The organism is Hydrogenophaga sp. PML113, assembly GCF_001777155.1.
Lineage (GTDB): Bacteria > Pseudomonadota > Gammaproteobacteria > Burkholderiales > Burkholderiaceae_C > Hydrogenophaga > Hydrogenophaga borbori.
The window spans coordinates 120782-134909 of record NZ_MIYM01000010.1 but is presented as its reverse complement, the minus strand read 5'-3'; the positions used below and the strand labels follow the sequence as shown (position 1 = coordinate 134909).

At 71.9% G+C, this 14128-nt stretch carries 13 protein-coding genes; 6 read left to right on the top strand and 7 right to left on the bottom strand.

Going from position 1 to position 14128, the window contains the following annotated elements; all coding sequences use genetic code 11:
- Window positions 1-106: 106 nt before the first annotated feature.
- The 5 genes from BHU06_RS18260 to mutL form a co-directional block, all read right to left on the bottom strand.
- Window positions 107-769, bottom strand: a complete 663-nt coding sequence (locus tag BHU06_RS18260; RefSeq protein ID WP_070400636.1) for an ABC transporter ATP-binding protein — start codon at window positions 767-769, stop codon at window positions 107-109.
- The gene (miaA, locus tag BHU06_RS18255) at window positions 766-1731 is read right to left on the bottom strand and encodes a tRNA (adenosine(37)-N6)-dimethylallyltransferase MiaA (RefSeq protein WP_070400635.1); all 966 of its coding nucleotides are present in this window, start codon (window positions 1729-1731) and stop codon (window positions 766-768) included. The genes BHU06_RS18260 and miaA overlap by 4 nt, the downstream gene beginning before the upstream one ends.
- Before the next feature lie 83 nt (window positions 1732-1814).
- Window positions 1815-3065 carry a multidrug effflux MFS transporter gene (locus tag BHU06_RS18250; protein ID WP_070400634.1) on the bottom strand — a complete coding sequence of 417 codons (1251 nt, stop codon included), beginning with the start codon at window positions 3063-3065 and terminating at the stop codon, window positions 1815-1817.
- Between the two features lie 159 nt (window positions 3066-3224).
- On the bottom strand, window positions 3225-4091 hold the full coding sequence (locus BHU06_RS18245; protein ID WP_070400633.1) for an alpha/beta hydrolase: 867 nt from the start codon (window positions 4089-4091) through the stop codon (window positions 3225-3227).
- 91 nt (window positions 4092-4182) lie between these two features.
- Window positions 4183-6081, bottom strand: a complete 1899-nt coding sequence (mutL, locus tag BHU06_RS18240) for a DNA mismatch repair endonuclease MutL (RefSeq protein ID WP_070400632.1) — start codon at window positions 6079-6081, stop codon at window positions 4183-4185.
- A 38-nt stretch (window positions 6082-6119) separates the two neighbouring features.
- Here mutL and BHU06_RS18235 point away from each other — a divergent pair, with 38 nt between their 5' ends.
- The gene (locus tag BHU06_RS18235; protein ID WP_070400631.1) at window positions 6120-6779 is read left to right on the top strand and encodes a DedA family protein; all 660 of its coding nucleotides are present in this window, start codon (window positions 6120-6122) and stop codon (window positions 6777-6779) included.
- Window positions 6780-6792: 13 nt separating this feature from the next.
- Here the strand turns inward: BHU06_RS18235 and BHU06_RS18230 are convergent, their stop codons facing one another.
- Complete coding sequence (locus BHU06_RS18230; protein ID WP_070400630.1) at window positions 6793-7608, bottom strand: mechanosensitive ion channel family protein; 816 nt, start codon at window positions 7606-7608, stop codon at window positions 6793-6795.
- Between the two features lie 76 nt (window positions 7609-7684).
- On the opposite strand from BHU06_RS18230, the gene BHU06_RS18225 reads away from it, so the two are divergent.
- Genes BHU06_RS18225 through BHU06_RS18210 form a run of 4 tightly spaced genes read left to right on the top strand, consistent with a single transcriptional unit; the run spans window position 7685 to window position 12059 of the window.
- On the top strand, window positions 7685-8437 hold the full coding sequence (locus BHU06_RS18225) for a spermidine synthase (RefSeq protein WP_070400629.1): 753 nt from the start codon (window positions 7685-7687) through the stop codon (window positions 8435-8437).
- 2 nt (window positions 8438-8439) lie between these two features.
- Window positions 8440-10254 carry a GspE/PulE family protein gene (locus BHU06_RS18220; protein WP_070400628.1) on the top strand — a complete coding sequence of 605 codons (1815 nt, stop codon included), beginning with the start codon at window positions 8440-8442 and terminating at the stop codon, window positions 10252-10254.
- Between the two features lie 48 nt (window positions 10255-10302).
- Entirely contained in the window at window positions 10303-11256 is a 954-nt protein-coding gene (locus BHU06_RS18215; RefSeq protein ID WP_070400627.1) for a DMT family transporter, read from the top strand.
- Window positions 11257-11261: 5 nt separating this feature from the next.
- The gene (locus BHU06_RS18210; RefSeq protein ID WP_070400677.1) at window positions 11262-12059 is read left to right on the top strand and encodes an SDR family oxidoreductase; all 798 of its coding nucleotides are present in this window, start codon (window positions 11262-11264) and stop codon (window positions 12057-12059) included.
- 12 nt (window positions 12060-12071) lie between these two features.
- On the opposite strand, the gene BHU06_RS18205 is transcribed toward BHU06_RS18210, so the two are convergent.
- Window positions 12072-13010, bottom strand: a complete 939-nt coding sequence (locus BHU06_RS18205) for a DMT family transporter (RefSeq protein ID WP_070400626.1) — start codon at window positions 13008-13010, stop codon at window positions 12072-12074.
- Window positions 13011-13135: 125 nt separating this feature from the next.
- Between BHU06_RS18205 and BHU06_RS18200 the strand changes: the two genes are divergently transcribed.
- Window positions 13136-14128 (top strand): quinone oxidoreductase, encoded by a 993-nt coding sequence (locus BHU06_RS18200; protein WP_070400625.1) that lies wholly within the window; start codon window positions 13136-13138, stop codon window positions 14126-14128.

Below are 14128 nucleotides of genomic sequence, written 5' to 3'. Positions count from 1 at the left end.
CTTCACGAGTTACGAAGTGGGTCGATCATAGTGAAATAAAGTTACCAACGGGTTACCTTTGGCTGGGTGTGCCCAGGTGCGACCGTGTCGCAGAGCCGGGGTTCCGTCAAGTCGCGGTGGTATCGGCGCGCAGGCCGTCGGCGCTGAGCCGCAGCACACGATCGGCGCGGCGCGCGGCGGCCTCGGCGTGCGTCACCAGCACCAGCGAGGCGCCCTGTTCGCGGGTTTGGGCGCACAGCAGGTCCATCACGCGCGTGGCGGTGGCCGGGTCCAGGTTGCCGGTGGGTTCGTCGGCCAGCACGACGGCGGGCCGGTGCACCAGCGCGCGCGCGATGGCCACGCGCTGCAGTTGGCCGCCCGAGAGCTGCGCGGGCAGGCGCGCGCCCAGGCCCTCGAGGCCGACCGCGTCCATGAGGGCCCGCACGCGCGCGGGGTCCGGGCGGTTCAGCAGCAGCAGGGGCAGGCCGATGTTCTGCGCCACGTCCAGGTGTGGCAGCACGTGGAAGGCCTGGAAGACGAAGCCCAGGTTGGCGCGCCGCCAGTGGGCGCGGCGCGCTTCGTCGAGGGCGCCGAGGTCGGTGCCGCCGTGCCACACGCGGCCCTCGCTCCAGTCGTCGAGCGCGGCCAGGCAGTTGAGCAGCGTGGACTTGCCCACGCCGGATTCGCCCACGATGGCGATGAACTCGCCGGGTTCGACCCGCAGGTCGACGTGGCGGAACACCGGCGTGTCGCCGTAGAACTTGCCCAGGTTCTCGGCGATGAGGCTCATGGCGGGTTCCCCAGCCACTCCCGGACCTGCGCCAGCACCCGCTCCAGCGCGTCCGGCGCGTCGGCCGGCACCACCACGCGCCGGGGCATGGAGCGCAGCCAGGTGAGCTGGCGTTTGGCGAGCTGGCGCGTGGCGAAGACGCCGCGGTCGCGCAGCCCGGCCAGCGCGGCGGCGTCGGGCGTGGGCGAGGCGTCCAGCGTGGCCCAGGCCTGGCGGTAGCCCACGCAGCGCATGGCGGGCAGGTCGGCGTGCAGGTCGCCGCGCGCGCGCAGGGCGCGCAGTTCGTCGAGCAGCCCGGTCGCGAGCATGGCCTCGAAGCGCTCGGCGATGCGCGCGTGCAGCCAGGCGCGGTCTTGCGGTTCGAGCGAGATCAGGTGGGCTTCGTCGAGCGGGCCCCTAGGGTCGCGTCCGCGGCCCGAATGAAAACCCGACAGCGGCCGGCCCGACACCTGGAACACCTCCAGCGCGCGCTGGATGCGCTGCGCGTCGTTGGGGAAGAGGCGCGCGGCGCTGACCGGGTCCACGCGCTGCAGTTCGGCGTGCAGCGCGGGCCAGCCCTCGGCGCGCGCGCGCGCCTCGAGCGCGGCGCGCACGGCGGGGTCGGCGGCGGGCAGCTCGTCCAGCCCGTCGAGCAAGGCCTTGAAGTACAGCATGGTGCCGCCCACCAGCAGGGCGGTGCGGCCGCGCGCGCCGATCTCGGCGATCAGGCGCGTGGCGTCGCGCGCGAAGTCGGCCGCGCTGTAGGCCTGCGCGGGGTCGCGGATGTCGATCAGGTGGTGCGGCACGGCCGCCAACTCGGCCGCCGTGGGCTTGGCGGTGCCGATGTCCATGCCCCGGTACACCAATGCCGAGTCGACGCTGACGATCTCCACCGGCCAGCGCGCGGCGATGGCCAGGGCCGCCGCCGTTTTGCCGCTGGCGGTGGGGCCGGCCAGGGCGATGCAGCGCGGTCGCGAATCCACGCCACGATCCGGCGCCGGGCCGCCCCAGGCCGGATCAGCCCCCTCGGGGGGCAGCGACCCGCGCGGCGGCGGAGCGTGGGGGCTCATATCGTCGCGACACGCGTCGGCGGCGTGTGCGGCTCGCCGTGTCGCTGCACGAGGGTCCAGGCCGTGGTGGCGATGACCACGCACCAGAACCACACGCTGTTGGTGAGGGGGCGCACCGTGCCGGCGCCCAGCGCGGGATCGGACAGCGCCAGCCCCAGCCAGCCGCCGATGCCGAAGGCCACCACCATCATGAGGAAGCCCGCCAGCGCCGAGGCCGCGCCGGCCGCCTGCGGGAAGGGCGCCACCGCGCCGCTCTGGCCGCAGGGCTGGTGCACGCCGTGGCCCAGCATGAACAGGTAGAAGGGCAGCAGCACGCTCCAGAGGCCTTGCACGCCCAGCAGGGGCAGCACGCCGATGAGCGTGCCACCCGTGAGCGTGACGATGGCCGCCAGCCCCACCGTGCGGCGCACGCCCAGGCGCACCAGCAGGCGGCGGCAGATGAAGGTGCCCACGATGTACACCAGCGACATGGTGAACATCACGATGCCGTACTGCGTCTTGCTCAGCCCCAGCACGCCGATCAGCACGAAGGACGAGGACGCGAGGTAGCTGAACAGGCCCGCGTACGACGCGGTGGCCAGCAGCGTCCAGGCCCAGAAGGTGGGGTTGCGCGCGATGGTGGCCCAGTTGCGCAGCAGCGGCCCGGGGCGCAGCGCCTCGGGGTTGAGGCGCGGCACGGTTTCCTGGAAGCGCCACACCAGCAGGGCCAGCGTGCCGGCGCCGAACACCGACAGCGCCAGCAGGGCCACGCGCCAGCCGTAGTGGTCGGACAGCAGGCCGCCCAGGGGCGCGCTGCAGCAGGCGATCACGCCCAGGCCGGTGAGGCCTTTGCTCATCACGCGGGCGCCCTCGCTGGGCGCGTACAGGTCGCGCACGATGGCGCGCGCGCACATCACGGCCGAGCCCATGGCCACGCCCTGCAGCGTGCGCCAGGCGATGAGCTGGTCCATGGACTGGGAAAAGGCCCCACCGGTGGTGGCGGCCATGTACAGCAGCATGCCGCCGATCAGGATGGGGCGGCGGCCGAAGCGGTCGGACAGTGGCCCCCACACCAGCTGCGAGACCCCGAAGGCCAGCAGCAGCGCGGTGAGGGTGAACTGGGCCTGCGCCACGCTGGCCCCGAAGCCTTGGGTGAGCGTGGGCAGGGCGGGCAGGTAGAGGTCGGTGGTGACGGGCTGGATGCCCAGCAGCAGCGTGAGCACGAGCACGACCAGGCCCGGCGACATGGCGGAGGAGGGGGCGGACATCCAATCGAGGGTAGCAGATGCCCGCGCTGGCCCGGGTGCTACGGCGACCCGTGCCGCACGAGGTGGTCGAACCGAGCGGTACCACGGAACCGGCTCTGCCGGGCCGTGGGTACCGCCCCCTTGAGGGGGGCGCGCGCAGCGCGGCGGGGGTGTTTCACGTCAGCGCGCGACGAGGCGGATGTTGTCGTCCAGGCCGAAGAGCTCGGCCAGGGCCGCGCGGTACTGCGCCTGGCCCACCGAGTTGGTGTTGTGGTGCGAGCCGCCCTCCACCAGCACGAAGCGCTTGGGGCCCTTGGCGGCCTCGAACAGGCGCTGGCCGAGCTCGGGCTTGATGAGCTGGTCGGCGCTGCCGTGCACCACCAGCAGGGGCGAGCCGATGTCGGGCACGCGCTGCAGGGAGTCGAAGCGCTGCGTGATGAGCGGCGAGAGCGGCAGCCAACCCCACTTGAAGGTGCTGACCACGTCGGGGATGGAGGTGAAGGTGCCTTCCACCAGCGTGCCCTTCTCGTCGTTCACCTGGGTGGCGAGCTGGATGGCGATGGCGCCGCCCAGCGAGTGGCCGAAGATGTAGCGCGGCCGGTCGGGGTAGCGCCGGGCCAGCCAGTCCCAGGCGGCGCGCGCGTCCTCGTAGGCGGTGTGTTCCGAGGGCAGGCGGTTGGTGCTCTGGCCAAAGCCGCGGTAGTCGATGCCCAGCACCGAGAAGCCCAGCTCTTCCATGCGGCGCATGCGGAAGGCCGAGCCGGTGACGTTCCAGCGCGCGCCGTGCAGGTACAGCAGCACCGGGGCCTGGGGGTTGGCGGCGAAGTTCTCGTGCGGCGCCCACAGGCCGTGCAGGCGCACGTCCTCCTTGTCCTGGGCCGAATGGAAGTCGATCCAGACGTCTTCCATGGACTCGGCGGCATAGGCGCCGCCGCTCCAGGCGCGGTCGGAGGGCTGGAAGATCCAGACGCGCTGCTTCTCGTCCAGCGTGGCGCAGCCGGCCAACAGGGCCAGGGCGGTGGCGAGGCTCAACAGCAGGCGGGTCATGACCGGGGAACAGAGGCGCGGCGCGCCACAAAAGTTCATCTGGCTGGGGTAAATCCCAGGCAAGCAAGGTCGATGCCGGGTCGGGCGGGGCCTACCTTCCGCGCAGGAACAGGGCGTCGAGTTCGCGCAGGCCGAGCTGGCGCCAGGTGGGGCGGCCGTGGTTGCACTGGTCGCTGCGCTCGGTGACTTCCATCTGGCGCAGCAGCGCGTTCATCTCGTCCAGGGTCAGGCGGCGGTTGGCGCGCACCGCGCCGTGGCAGGCCATGGTGGCCAGCAGCTCGTGCTCGGCGCGCTGCAGCACGTGGCTGGCCTCGTGCTGGGCCAGTTCGGCCAGCACGCTGCGCGCGAGCTCCACCGGGTCGCCCTGGGCCAGGGTGGTGGGCACGGCGCGCACCGCCAGGGTGCGCGCGGACAGCGGGGCCACGTCCAGGCCCAGCGCGGCCAGCGCCTCGGCCCGGCTTTCGGCGGTGGCGGTTTCCTCGGGCGTGGCGGCGAAGGTGGCGGGGATCAGCAGCGGCTGGCTGGCCAGCGCGCGCTCGGCCAACTGGCGCTTGAGCCGCTCGTAGACGATGCGCTCGTGCGCGGCGTGCATGTCCACGATCACCAGGCCCTGGGTGTTCTCGGCCAGGATGTAGATGCCCTGCAGCTGGGCGATGGCGCGGCCCAGGGGCCAGTCGCCGTCGGGCAGGGGCGTGTGGGCGGCCGCCTCGGCGGCGCCGGGGCGCGGCGCTGGCGCGAAGCCGCCCTCGGCCAGGGCCGGCGGGCGGGTGGGGGCCGAGGCGAAGGGTCCCGCCGGCGCCGAGGCGGCGGCGCCCCACAGCGCCGACACGTCGCTCACCCGGTGGCCCGGCTCGGGCTCGCGCGGCGGGAAGCTGAAGCCGGCCTGGCGCCCGGGCGGCGCCCAGGCGGGCGCTGGGGCCGGGGACGCGGCGCCGGGCGCCGGCTCCACCGCCTGGCCGGCGCGCGGCACGGCCAGGGCCGACTCCACAGCCTGCTGCACCGCGTGGTGCACCTCGCGGCTGTCGCGGAACCGCACCTCGATCTTGGTCGGGTGCACGTTCACGTCCACGCGCTCGGGCGCGATCTCCACGAACAGCGCGTAGACCGGCTGGCGCTGGCCGTGCAGCACGTCGTCGAAGGCGGCGCGCACCGCGTGCGCGATGACCTTGTCGCGCACGAAGCGGCCGTTGACGTAGGCGAACTGCTGGTCGGCGCGCGTGCGTGCCGCGTCGGGGATGCCGGCGAAACCGCTGACGCGCAGGCCGCGCGCGTCGGAGCCGTCGGCGGGCCACATCAGGGGCACAGCGCGCTCGATGAAGTCTTCGCCCAGTACGTCGGCCAGGCGCCGCGCGATGCCATCCAGGCCCGGCAGCGGCACGGCGCGCCACTGCGCCGCCAGCTTGCCCTCGTGCCAGATGGCGAAGCCCACGTCGGGCCGCGCCAGCGCGTGGCGGCGCACGGCCTCGACGCAGTGGGCGAGCTCGGTGTTGTCGGACTTGAGGAACTTGCGCCGCGCGGGCGTGGCGTAGAACAGCTCGCGCACCTCGATGGAGGTGCCGCGCGAGCGCGCGCCGGGCGCGAGTTCGCCGCTGCGGGCCTCCAGCTGCCAGGCGTGGCCCTCGCCCTCGGTGCGCGAGAGCAGGCCCATCTCGGCCACCGAGGCGATGGCGGCCAGCGCCTCGCCGCGAAAGCCCATGGTGCCCACCGATTCGAGCTCGGCCAGGCTGGCGATCTTGCTGGTGGCGTGGCGCTTCAGGGCCTGCGGCAGTTCGGCGCGCGGGATGCCGATGCCGTCGTCTTCCACCGCGATCAGCCGCACGCCGCCGCCGAGCAGGCGCACGGTGATCTGCGTGGCGCCGGCGTCCAGCGCGTTGTCCACCAGCTCGCGCACCACCGAGGCGGGCCGCTCCACCACCTCGCCCGCGGCGATCTGGCTGATCAGCTCATCGGGCAGTTCGCGGATGGGGCGGCGCGGGGGCAGGGAAGTCATCGCGGGATTGTAGGAAGCCGCGCCGATAATGCCCGCCCATGGAACTGATCACCTTCCTCATCGACTTCATCCTGCACGTCGACCAGCACCTGCAGGCCTTCGTGCAGACCTATGGCATGTGGGTGTACGCGCTGCTGTTCCTCATCATCTTCACCGAGACGGGCGTGGTGGTCATGCCTTTCCTGCCGGGCGACTCGCTGCTGTTCGTGGTGGGCACGCTGTGCGGCGCCGGGCTCATGAGCCTGCCGCTGGCCATGGCGCTGCTGGTCGTGGCGGCCATCCTGGGCGACCAGACCAACTACTCCATCGGCCGCTACTTCGGGCCCAAGGTCTTCCAGTGGGAGAAGTCGCGCCTGTTCAACAAGGACGCCTTCAACCAGGCGCACGCCTTTTACGAGCGCTACGGCGGCATCACCATCATCCTGGCGCGCTTCATGCCCTTCATCCGCACTTTCGCGCCCTTCGTGGCCGGCGTGGCCGAGATGACGCGCGCCAAGTTCACCGCCTACAACGTGATTGGCGCGCTGATCTGGGTGATCGGCCTGGTGGGCGCGGGCTACCTGTTCGGCAACCTGCCCTGGGTGCAGGCCAACCTGAGCAAGATCATCTGGGCACTGATCATCGTGCCGGGCCTGATCGCCATCGTGGGCGCCTGGCGCGCCCGGCGCCAGGCCGAGCGCGACATCGCCGGCACCTGAGGCGGGCCGGACCTCAGGCCGCCACGGTCCGGTGCAGCACCGGCGTTTCGGGCACCGGGTAGCCGGCCGCGCCGAAGGTGCTCACGATGGCGCGGTGCGTGTCGAAGTAGACCTGCCAGTAGTGGTCGGTGTGCGTGTAGGGACGCACGCACAGCAGCGGGCCTTCGGGCGTGAACTGCAGGATCTCCACGTCGGGCGCGGGCGCGGCCTTCACATTGGGGATGGCGGCCACCGCCGTGCGCAGGCGCTGCATGGCGTCGTTCACGTCCACGCCGTTGGCCACCTTGGCCACGCAGTCCACGCGGCGGAAGGCCTCGGTGCTGTAGTTCTGGATGTTGTCGCCGAAGGCCTTGTTGTTGCCCACGATGGTGGTCACGTTGTCCGGCGTGAGGATGGTGGTGGCGAACAGGCCCAGCTCCTTGACCGTGCCCGTGACGCCGCCCGCGCTGATGAAGTCGCCCACCTTGTAGGGCCGCAGCACCTGCAGGAAGATGCCCGCCGCGAAGTTGGCGAGCATGCCGCTCCAGGCCGCGCCGATGGCCAGGCCCGCGCCCGCCAGCAGGGCCGCGAAGGAGGTGGTGCGGATGCCGAAGATGTCCAGGATGGCCATGATCAGCACCACGGTCAGCAGCACGGACAGGATGGACTTGAGGTAGCGGATCAGCGTCATGTCGATGCGGCCGCCGCGCTCCATGGCCACGCCGATCAGGCGCACCGCGATGCCGATCAGCCAGCGCCCGATGATCCAGGCCGCGATCGCGCCCAGCACCTTCAGGCCGAAGTCGGCCCCCTGCGTGACGATGAAGTTCCAGATGACTTCCGTGTTCATAATGGCTCCTGCCTTCCCGGTGGTTGATGGTTCCCTCGCGGCCAGGCCGCGGTCCCGAAGGTAGCGCTGCGCACCGATGAAAAACACGAATCCCCTGCCCGAAGTCAACATCTCCGAAGACGGCGAGGTCCGTTTCCTGCACCTGGGCACCGAATGGGTCCAGGGCTCCATGCTGCTCGACGCGCCCTTCGACATCGAGCTGGAATACGTGCAGCGCATGATGGCCTGGCTGCTGTTCGTCGAGCCCGACTCGGTGGCGCACCGCCGCGCGCTGCAGCTCGGCCTGGGCTCGGCCGCGCTCACCAAGTTCAGCCACAAGCGGCTGCGCATGGACACCACCGCGATCGAGATCAACCCCCAGGTGGTGGCGGTGTGCCGCCGCTGGTTCAAGCTTCCGCCCGACGGCGCGCGCCTGCGCGTGCTGATGGGCGACGCCGGCGAGCTGATCCGCCGCGACGAGCACCGCGCGCGCTACGACGCGCTGCAGGTCGACCTGTACGACCACGAGGCCGCCGCCCCCGTGCTCGACTCGGCCGGCTTCTACGCCGACTGCCGCGACGCGCTCAGCGACGAGGGCTGCCTCACGGTCAACCTGTTCGGTCGCGACTCGAGCTACGCGCGCTCGCTGGCCAGCCTGGCCGAGGCCTTCGGCGAAGACGCGGTCTGGGCCTTCCGGCCCACGCGCGAAGGCAACACGGTGGTGCTGGCCCAACGCCACGCCTCGCGCCCTTCGCGGCTCGAACTGCTGGCGCGCGCCGAGGCCGTGCAGCAGCGCTGGGGCCTGCCCGCCGTCAAGTGGATGCGCCTGTTCAAACCCGTTCGCGAATAAGCATGAAGACCGCCTCCGCTGCCGCCGCCGCGACCACCGCCCCCAACGGCCCGCTCGACTGGCGGCTGGTGCTGCGCTGGCTGAAGGAGGACGGTGTCATCGGCGAAGACGAGGCGCGCCGCACCGAGGCGCGCATCTCGTCCGCCCACAGCGCGCAGCACCCCCTGCAGCGCCTGGCCGTGGTGGGCATGGCGCGCGCGGCCGACGGCCATGTGCTCGACGCCGAGGCCCTCACCCAATGGCTGGCGCAGCGCTGCGGCCTCACCTACCTGCGCATCGACCCGCTGAAGGTGGAGGTGGGCAAGGTGGCCGACGTGATGAGCGCGGCCTACGCCGAGCGCCACAAGGTGCTGCCCGTGCAGGTGGGGCCGGCCGAGGTGGTGGTGGCCACGGCCGAGCCCTTCATCACCGACTGGGTGGGCGAGGTCGAGCGCCAGACGCGCAAGACCGTGCGCCTGGTGCTCTCCAGCCCGGCCGAGATCACGCGCTACACGGCCGAGTTCTTCGCGCTCGCCAAGTCGGTGCGCGCGGCCAGCAAGACCGGCGGCGCCGCGGGCTTCCAGAGCTTCGAGCAGCTGGTGGAGCTGGGCAAAGGCAACAAGCAGATCGACGCCAATGACCAAGGCGTGGTGCAGGTGGTGGACTGGCTCTGGCAGTACGCCTTCGACCAGCGCGCCAGCGACATCCACCTGGAGCCGCGCCGCGAACAGGGCGTGATCCGCTTCCGCATCGACGGCGTGCTGCACCCGGTGTACCAGCTGCCGCTGGGCGTGATGAACGCGATGACCGCGCGCATCAAGCTGCTGGGCCGCATGGACGTGGTGGAGCGCCGCCGGCCGCAGGACGGCCGCATCAAGACGCTCAAGCCCGGCATGGGCGGGGCCAAGGGCGACGAGGTGGAGATGCGCCTGTCCACCCTGCCCACGGCCTTCGGCGAGAAGCTGGTGATGCGCATCTTCGACCCCGAGTCGACGGTGAAGGACCTGGCGGCGCTGGGCTTCAGCGCGCACGACGCCACGCGCTGGGAAGGCCTCACGCGCCGGCCGCACGGCATCGTGCTGGTGACGGGGCCCACGGGCTCGGGCAAAACCACCACGCTGTACGCCACGCTCAAGCGCCTGGCCACGGAAGAGGTGAACGTGAGCACGGTGGAGGACCCGATCGAGATGATCGAGCCGGCCTTCAACCAGACGCAGGTGCAGCCGCACCTGGACCTGGATTTCGCCCAGGGCCTGCGCGCGCTGATGCGGCAGGACCCGGACATCATCATGGTGGGCGAGATCCGCGACCTGGCCACCGCCGAGATGGCGGTGCAGGCGGCGCTCACCGGCCACTTGGTGTTCTCCACGCTGCACACCAACGACGCGCCCTCGGCGGTGATGCGCCTGATGGAACTGGGCATTCCGCCCTACCTCATCAACGCCACGGTGCTGGGCGTGCTGGCCCAGCGCCTGGTGCGCACCCTGTGTCCCGCCTGCAAGACGCGGGTGGAGAAGGACGAGGCGGCCCAGGCGCGCGAGCAGCTGGCCGAACTGGTGAAGCCCTGGCAGATCACGGGCGGCTACCGGCCCTACCAGCCGGTGGGCTGCGTGGACTGCCGCATGACCGGTTTTCGTGGGCGCATGGGCCTGTACGAGCTGCTCACGGTCAGCGAGGCCTTCAAGAACCAGGTCATCCGCGAGCCGCGGCTGGAGGCCCTGCGGGTGCAGGCGGTCACGGACGGCATGCGGCCCCTGCGCCTGGCCGGCGCGGCGCGCGTGGCCGAGGGGCTGACCACCCTGGACGAGGTGCTGGCCTGCACGCCGCCGGTGCAATAGCCCACGGTCCCCGGCGCCCATGGGCCGGGATCGATAATCGGCGGCTTCATGTCGCGCGCCGCCCCCCACCCCCACCTGGCCTCCGGCCTCACCCTCGCCATCCTCGGCTCCATCGCCTTCAGCGGCAAGGCCATCATCGTCAAGCTGGCGTACCGCTACGGCGTCGACGCGGTCACGCTCATCATGTACCGCATGCTGTTCGCGCTGCCGCTGTTCCTGGCGCTCACCTGGTGGTCCACCCACCGCCCCGGCCTGGCGAAGCGGCCCGAACCCCTGACGCGGCGCGACTGGCTCGGCGTGCTCGGCCTCGGCCTCACCGGCTACTACCTCGCCAGCTTCCTGGACTTCTGGGGCCTGGAGTACATCACCGCCAGCCTCGAGCGCCTGATCCTCTACCTCAACCCCACCCTGGTGCTGCTGCTCGGCTGGTTGCTGTACCGGCGCCGCATCGGCGCGCTGCAGGCCATCGCCATGGCCGTGAGCTACGCCGGCGTGCTGCTGGTTTTCGGGCACGAGCTGGGCGAGCAGGGCCCCAATGCCGCCCTGGGCGCCTTCCTGGTGTTCGCCAGCGCCATCAGCTACGCCATTTACCTCGTCTACAGCGGCGAACTCGTCAAGCGCCTGGGCTCCACGCGCCTGGTGGGCCTGGCCACCAGCGTGGCCTGCGTGCTGTGCATCGCGCAGTTTCTGCTGCTGCGCCCGCTGTCGGCCGCCACGGTGGCGCCCGAGGTCATCTGGCTGTCGCTGCTCAACGCCACCCTGTGCACCTTCGCGCCGGTGCTCATGGTGATGATGGCCATCGAGCGCATCGGCCCCGGCCTGGCCGCGCAGACCGGGATGCTCGGCCCCATGTCGACCATCCTCATGGGCGTGTTCATTCTGGGCGAACCTTTCAACGGCTGGATCGTCGTGGGCACGGTGCTCGTGCTCTCGGGCGTGTTCCTGGTGACGCGCTTCGGCACGCCCCGGGCGGCGGCCAAACCCATCGACACGGGAGATTGATCGACATGGATCTGGGCATCAAAGGCAAATGGGCGCTGGTCGGCGGCGCGAGCAAGGGCCTGGGGCTGGGCTGCGCGCAGGCGCTGGCCGCCGAGGGCGTGAACCTGGTGATGGTGGCGCGCGGCGCCGAGGCGCTGCAGGCCGCAGCCCAGGCCATCCGCGCCGCGCACCCGGGCGTGGCGGCCTTGCCCGTGGCGGCCGACATCACGACCCCCGAGGGCCGCGCGGCGGCCTTCGGCGTGGCCGGCGGCCCCGGCAAGGCCTTCGACATCGTGGTCACCAACGCCGGCGGCCCGCCGCCCGGCGACTTCCGCCAGTGGGACCGCGACATCTGGATCGCCGCGCTGGACGCCAACATGCTCGCACCGATCGAACTCATCAAGGCCACGGTGGACGGCATGGCCGAACGGGGCTTCGGGCGCATCGTCAACATCACCTCGGGCGCGGTGAAGGCGCCGCTGCAGGTGCTGGGCCTGTCCAACGGCGCGCGCAGCGGGCTCACGGGCTTCGTCGCCGGCCTGGCGCGCAGCGAGATCGCCGCGCGCGGCGTGACCATCAACAACCTGCTGCCCGGCGCCTTCGAGACCGACCGCCTGCGCACCACACTCGGCGGCCTGGCGCACAAGCAGGGCAAGAGCTACGAGGCCATCGCCGATGGCCGCCGCCAGGCCGTGCCCGCCAAGCGCTTCGGCGAGCCGGCCGAATTCGGGGCGATCTGCGCCTTCCTGTGCAGCGCGCAAGCCGGCTACATCACGGGCCAGAACGTGCTGGCCGACGGCGGCGCCTACCCGGGCACGTTCTGAGCGCCGCCGGGCTCAGCGCTTCGCGCGCGGTGTCGACACCAGGATGCCGCCCACGATCAGCGCGAAGCCCAGTACGTGGTGCCAGCGCGGTGGCTCGCCCAGCATCGCGGCCGACAGCACGGCCGCGAACAGCGGCGTGAGGTTGGTGAAGAAGCTCGCCATGGCGGGCCCCACGCGCGCCACGCCCGCGCCCCAGCAGCGGTAGGCCAGCACCGAGGGGAACAGGGCGAAGTAGGCCAGGGCGGCCACCAGCGGCCAGCCCCAGCGGATGTGCAGATCGGCCGCCGGCAGGTAGACCCATTCGAGCGCCGCCAGGCCGCCCGACCAGACCAGGCCCAGGGCCACCTGGGCCATCAGGAAGGCGGCCCAGTCGCCTTTGATGTCGGGCGGGTCGCCGCCCTCGGGCGGGCGCACCAGCAGCCAGCTGTACCAGGACCAGACCAGCGCGGCCAGCAGGATCCAGCCGTCGCCCGGCACGAGCTGCACGGCCAGCAAGCGGGCCAGGCTGCCGCCCGACAGCACCACGGCCACGCCGCAGAGCGAGAGCGCGGCACCGGCGGCCGCGCGGCGCGACACCGGCACCCCATAGAGCACCCGCCCCACGAGCAGCATCCACACCGGCATGCTGGCGGCCACCAGGGTCACGTTCAGCGGCGTGGACGTGCGCAGCGCGAGGTACTGCAGCGCGTTGTAGCTGCCCACGCCCAGCGCGCCGAGCAGCGCGAAGCGCCGCCAGTTCGGCCACAGGCTGCTGCCCGGGCGCAGCACCCAGGCGGCCAGGGGCAGCAGCACCAACAGCGCCAGCGCCCAGCGCATGAAGTTGAGCGTGCTCGGCGGAACGGTCTGGTTCATCAGCCGCCCCACCACCGCGTTGCCGGCCCAGAACAGCGGCGGCAGAACGAGCAGGGCGACGGTGGACGGCGTCAACCGGCCGTTGGATGCAGCGGACATGGGGCGCGACTGTAGCAAGCGGACGAAGACCTGCCCTGGCGCGGGGCCGCCCGCGCGCCGGCGCGGAGGCCGAGGGGATTCGTGGCAGCATCGCCCCCGACCGAACCCCCAACGAGGAGACCCCCATGAGCACCAGCAGCCGCGCCGTCCGCATCCACGCCACCGGCGGCCCCGAGCAACTCGTGATCGACACCGTGGCGGTGGGCGAGCCCGGCCCGGGCGAGATCCGCATCCGCCACCACGCGATCGGCCTGAACTTCATCGACGTGTACCAGCGCACGGGCCTGTACCCCTTCCCCCTGCCGCTGTCGCTGGGCATGGAGGGCGCGGGCGTGGTGGAGGCCGTGGGCGAGGGTGTGACGCACCTGAAGGTGGGCGACCGCGCGGCCTACGCGGCCAACCCGCCCGGCAGCTACAGCGACGCGCGCGTGATGCCGGCGATGAACGTGTGCAAGCTGCCCGATGCCATTGACTTCGAAACCGGCGCGGCCATGATGCTCAAGGGCCTGACGGCGCAGTACCTGCTGCGCCGCTGCAAGCCGGTGGAGGGCCTGGAAGCGGGCGACTTCGTGCTGTTCCACGCCGCGGCCGGTGGCGTGGGCCTGATCGCCTGCCAGTGGGCCAAGGCCCTGGGCCTGCGCCTGATCGCCACCGCGGGCTCGGCCGAGAAGTGCCAGCTGGCGCTGGCGCACGGCGCCGAGCACGCGATCAACTACCGCACCGAGGACTTCGCCGCGCGGGTGAAGGCCATCACCGGCGGGCAGGGCGTGAAGGTGGTGTACGACTCGGTCGGCAAGGACACCTGGGACAAGTCGCTGGACTGCCTGCGGCCCTTCGGCCTGATGGTGAGCTTCGGCAACGCCTCGGGGCCGGTGCCGCCGTTCGCGCCCGGCATCCTGGCGGCCAAGGGCTCGATCTACGTGACGCGCCAGACCTTGTTCACGCACATCAACAACCGCGAGCGCACGCAGCAGATGGCCGACGAGCTGTTCGAGGTGGTGGCGAGCGGCCAGGTGAAGATCCGCATCGACCAGCGCTTCGCGCTGACCGATGTGAAGAAGGCCCACGAGAGCCTGGAAGCCCGCGCGACGACGGGCTGCACGGTGCTGCTGCCCTGA

Excerpts from the sequence above, each read along its gene's own strand:
- BHU06_RS18260 (WP_070400636.1), bottom strand. The coding sequence starts at position 769 with ATGAGCCTCATCGCCGAGAACCTGGGCAAGTTCTACGGCGACACGCCG.
- BHU06_RS18250 (WP_070400634.1), bottom strand. The coding sequence starts at position 3,065 with ATGTCCGCCCCCTCCTCCGCCATGTCGCCGGGCCTGGTCGTGCTCGTG.
- BHU06_RS18245 (WP_070400633.1), bottom strand. The coding sequence starts at position 4,091 with ATGACCCGCCTGCTGTTGAGCCTCGCCACCGCCCTGGCCCTGTTGGCC.
- mutL (WP_070400632.1), bottom strand. The coding sequence starts at position 6,081 with ATGACTTCCCTGCCCCCGCGCCGCCCCATCCGCGAACTGCCCGATGAG.
- BHU06_RS18235 (WP_070400631.1), top strand. The coding sequence starts at position 6,120 with ATGGAACTGATCACCTTCCTCATCGACTTCATCCTGCACGTCGACCAG.
- BHU06_RS18230 (WP_070400630.1), bottom strand. The coding sequence starts at position 7,608 with ATGAACACGGAAGTCATCTGGAACTTCATCGTCACGCAGGGGGCCGAC.
- BHU06_RS18225 (WP_070400629.1), top strand. The coding sequence starts at position 7,685 with ATGAAAAACACGAATCCCCTGCCCGAAGTCAACATCTCCGAAGACGGC.
- BHU06_RS18220 (WP_070400628.1), top strand. The coding sequence starts at position 8,440 with ATGAAGACCGCCTCCGCTGCCGCCGCCGCGACCACCGCCCCCAACGGC.
- BHU06_RS18215 (WP_070400627.1), top strand. The coding sequence starts at position 10,303 with ATGTCGCGCGCCGCCCCCCACCCCCACCTGGCCTCCGGCCTCACCCTC.
- BHU06_RS18210 (WP_070400677.1), top strand. The coding sequence starts at position 11,262 with ATGGATCTGGGCATCAAAGGCAAATGGGCGCTGGTCGGCGGCGCGAGC.
- BHU06_RS18205 (WP_070400626.1), bottom strand. The coding sequence starts at position 13,010 with ATGTCCGCTGCATCCAACGGCCGGTTGACGCCGTCCACCGTCGCCCTG.
- BHU06_RS18200 (WP_070400625.1), top strand. The coding sequence starts at position 13,136 with ATGAGCACCAGCAGCCGCGCCGTCCGCATCCACGCCACCGGCGGCCCC.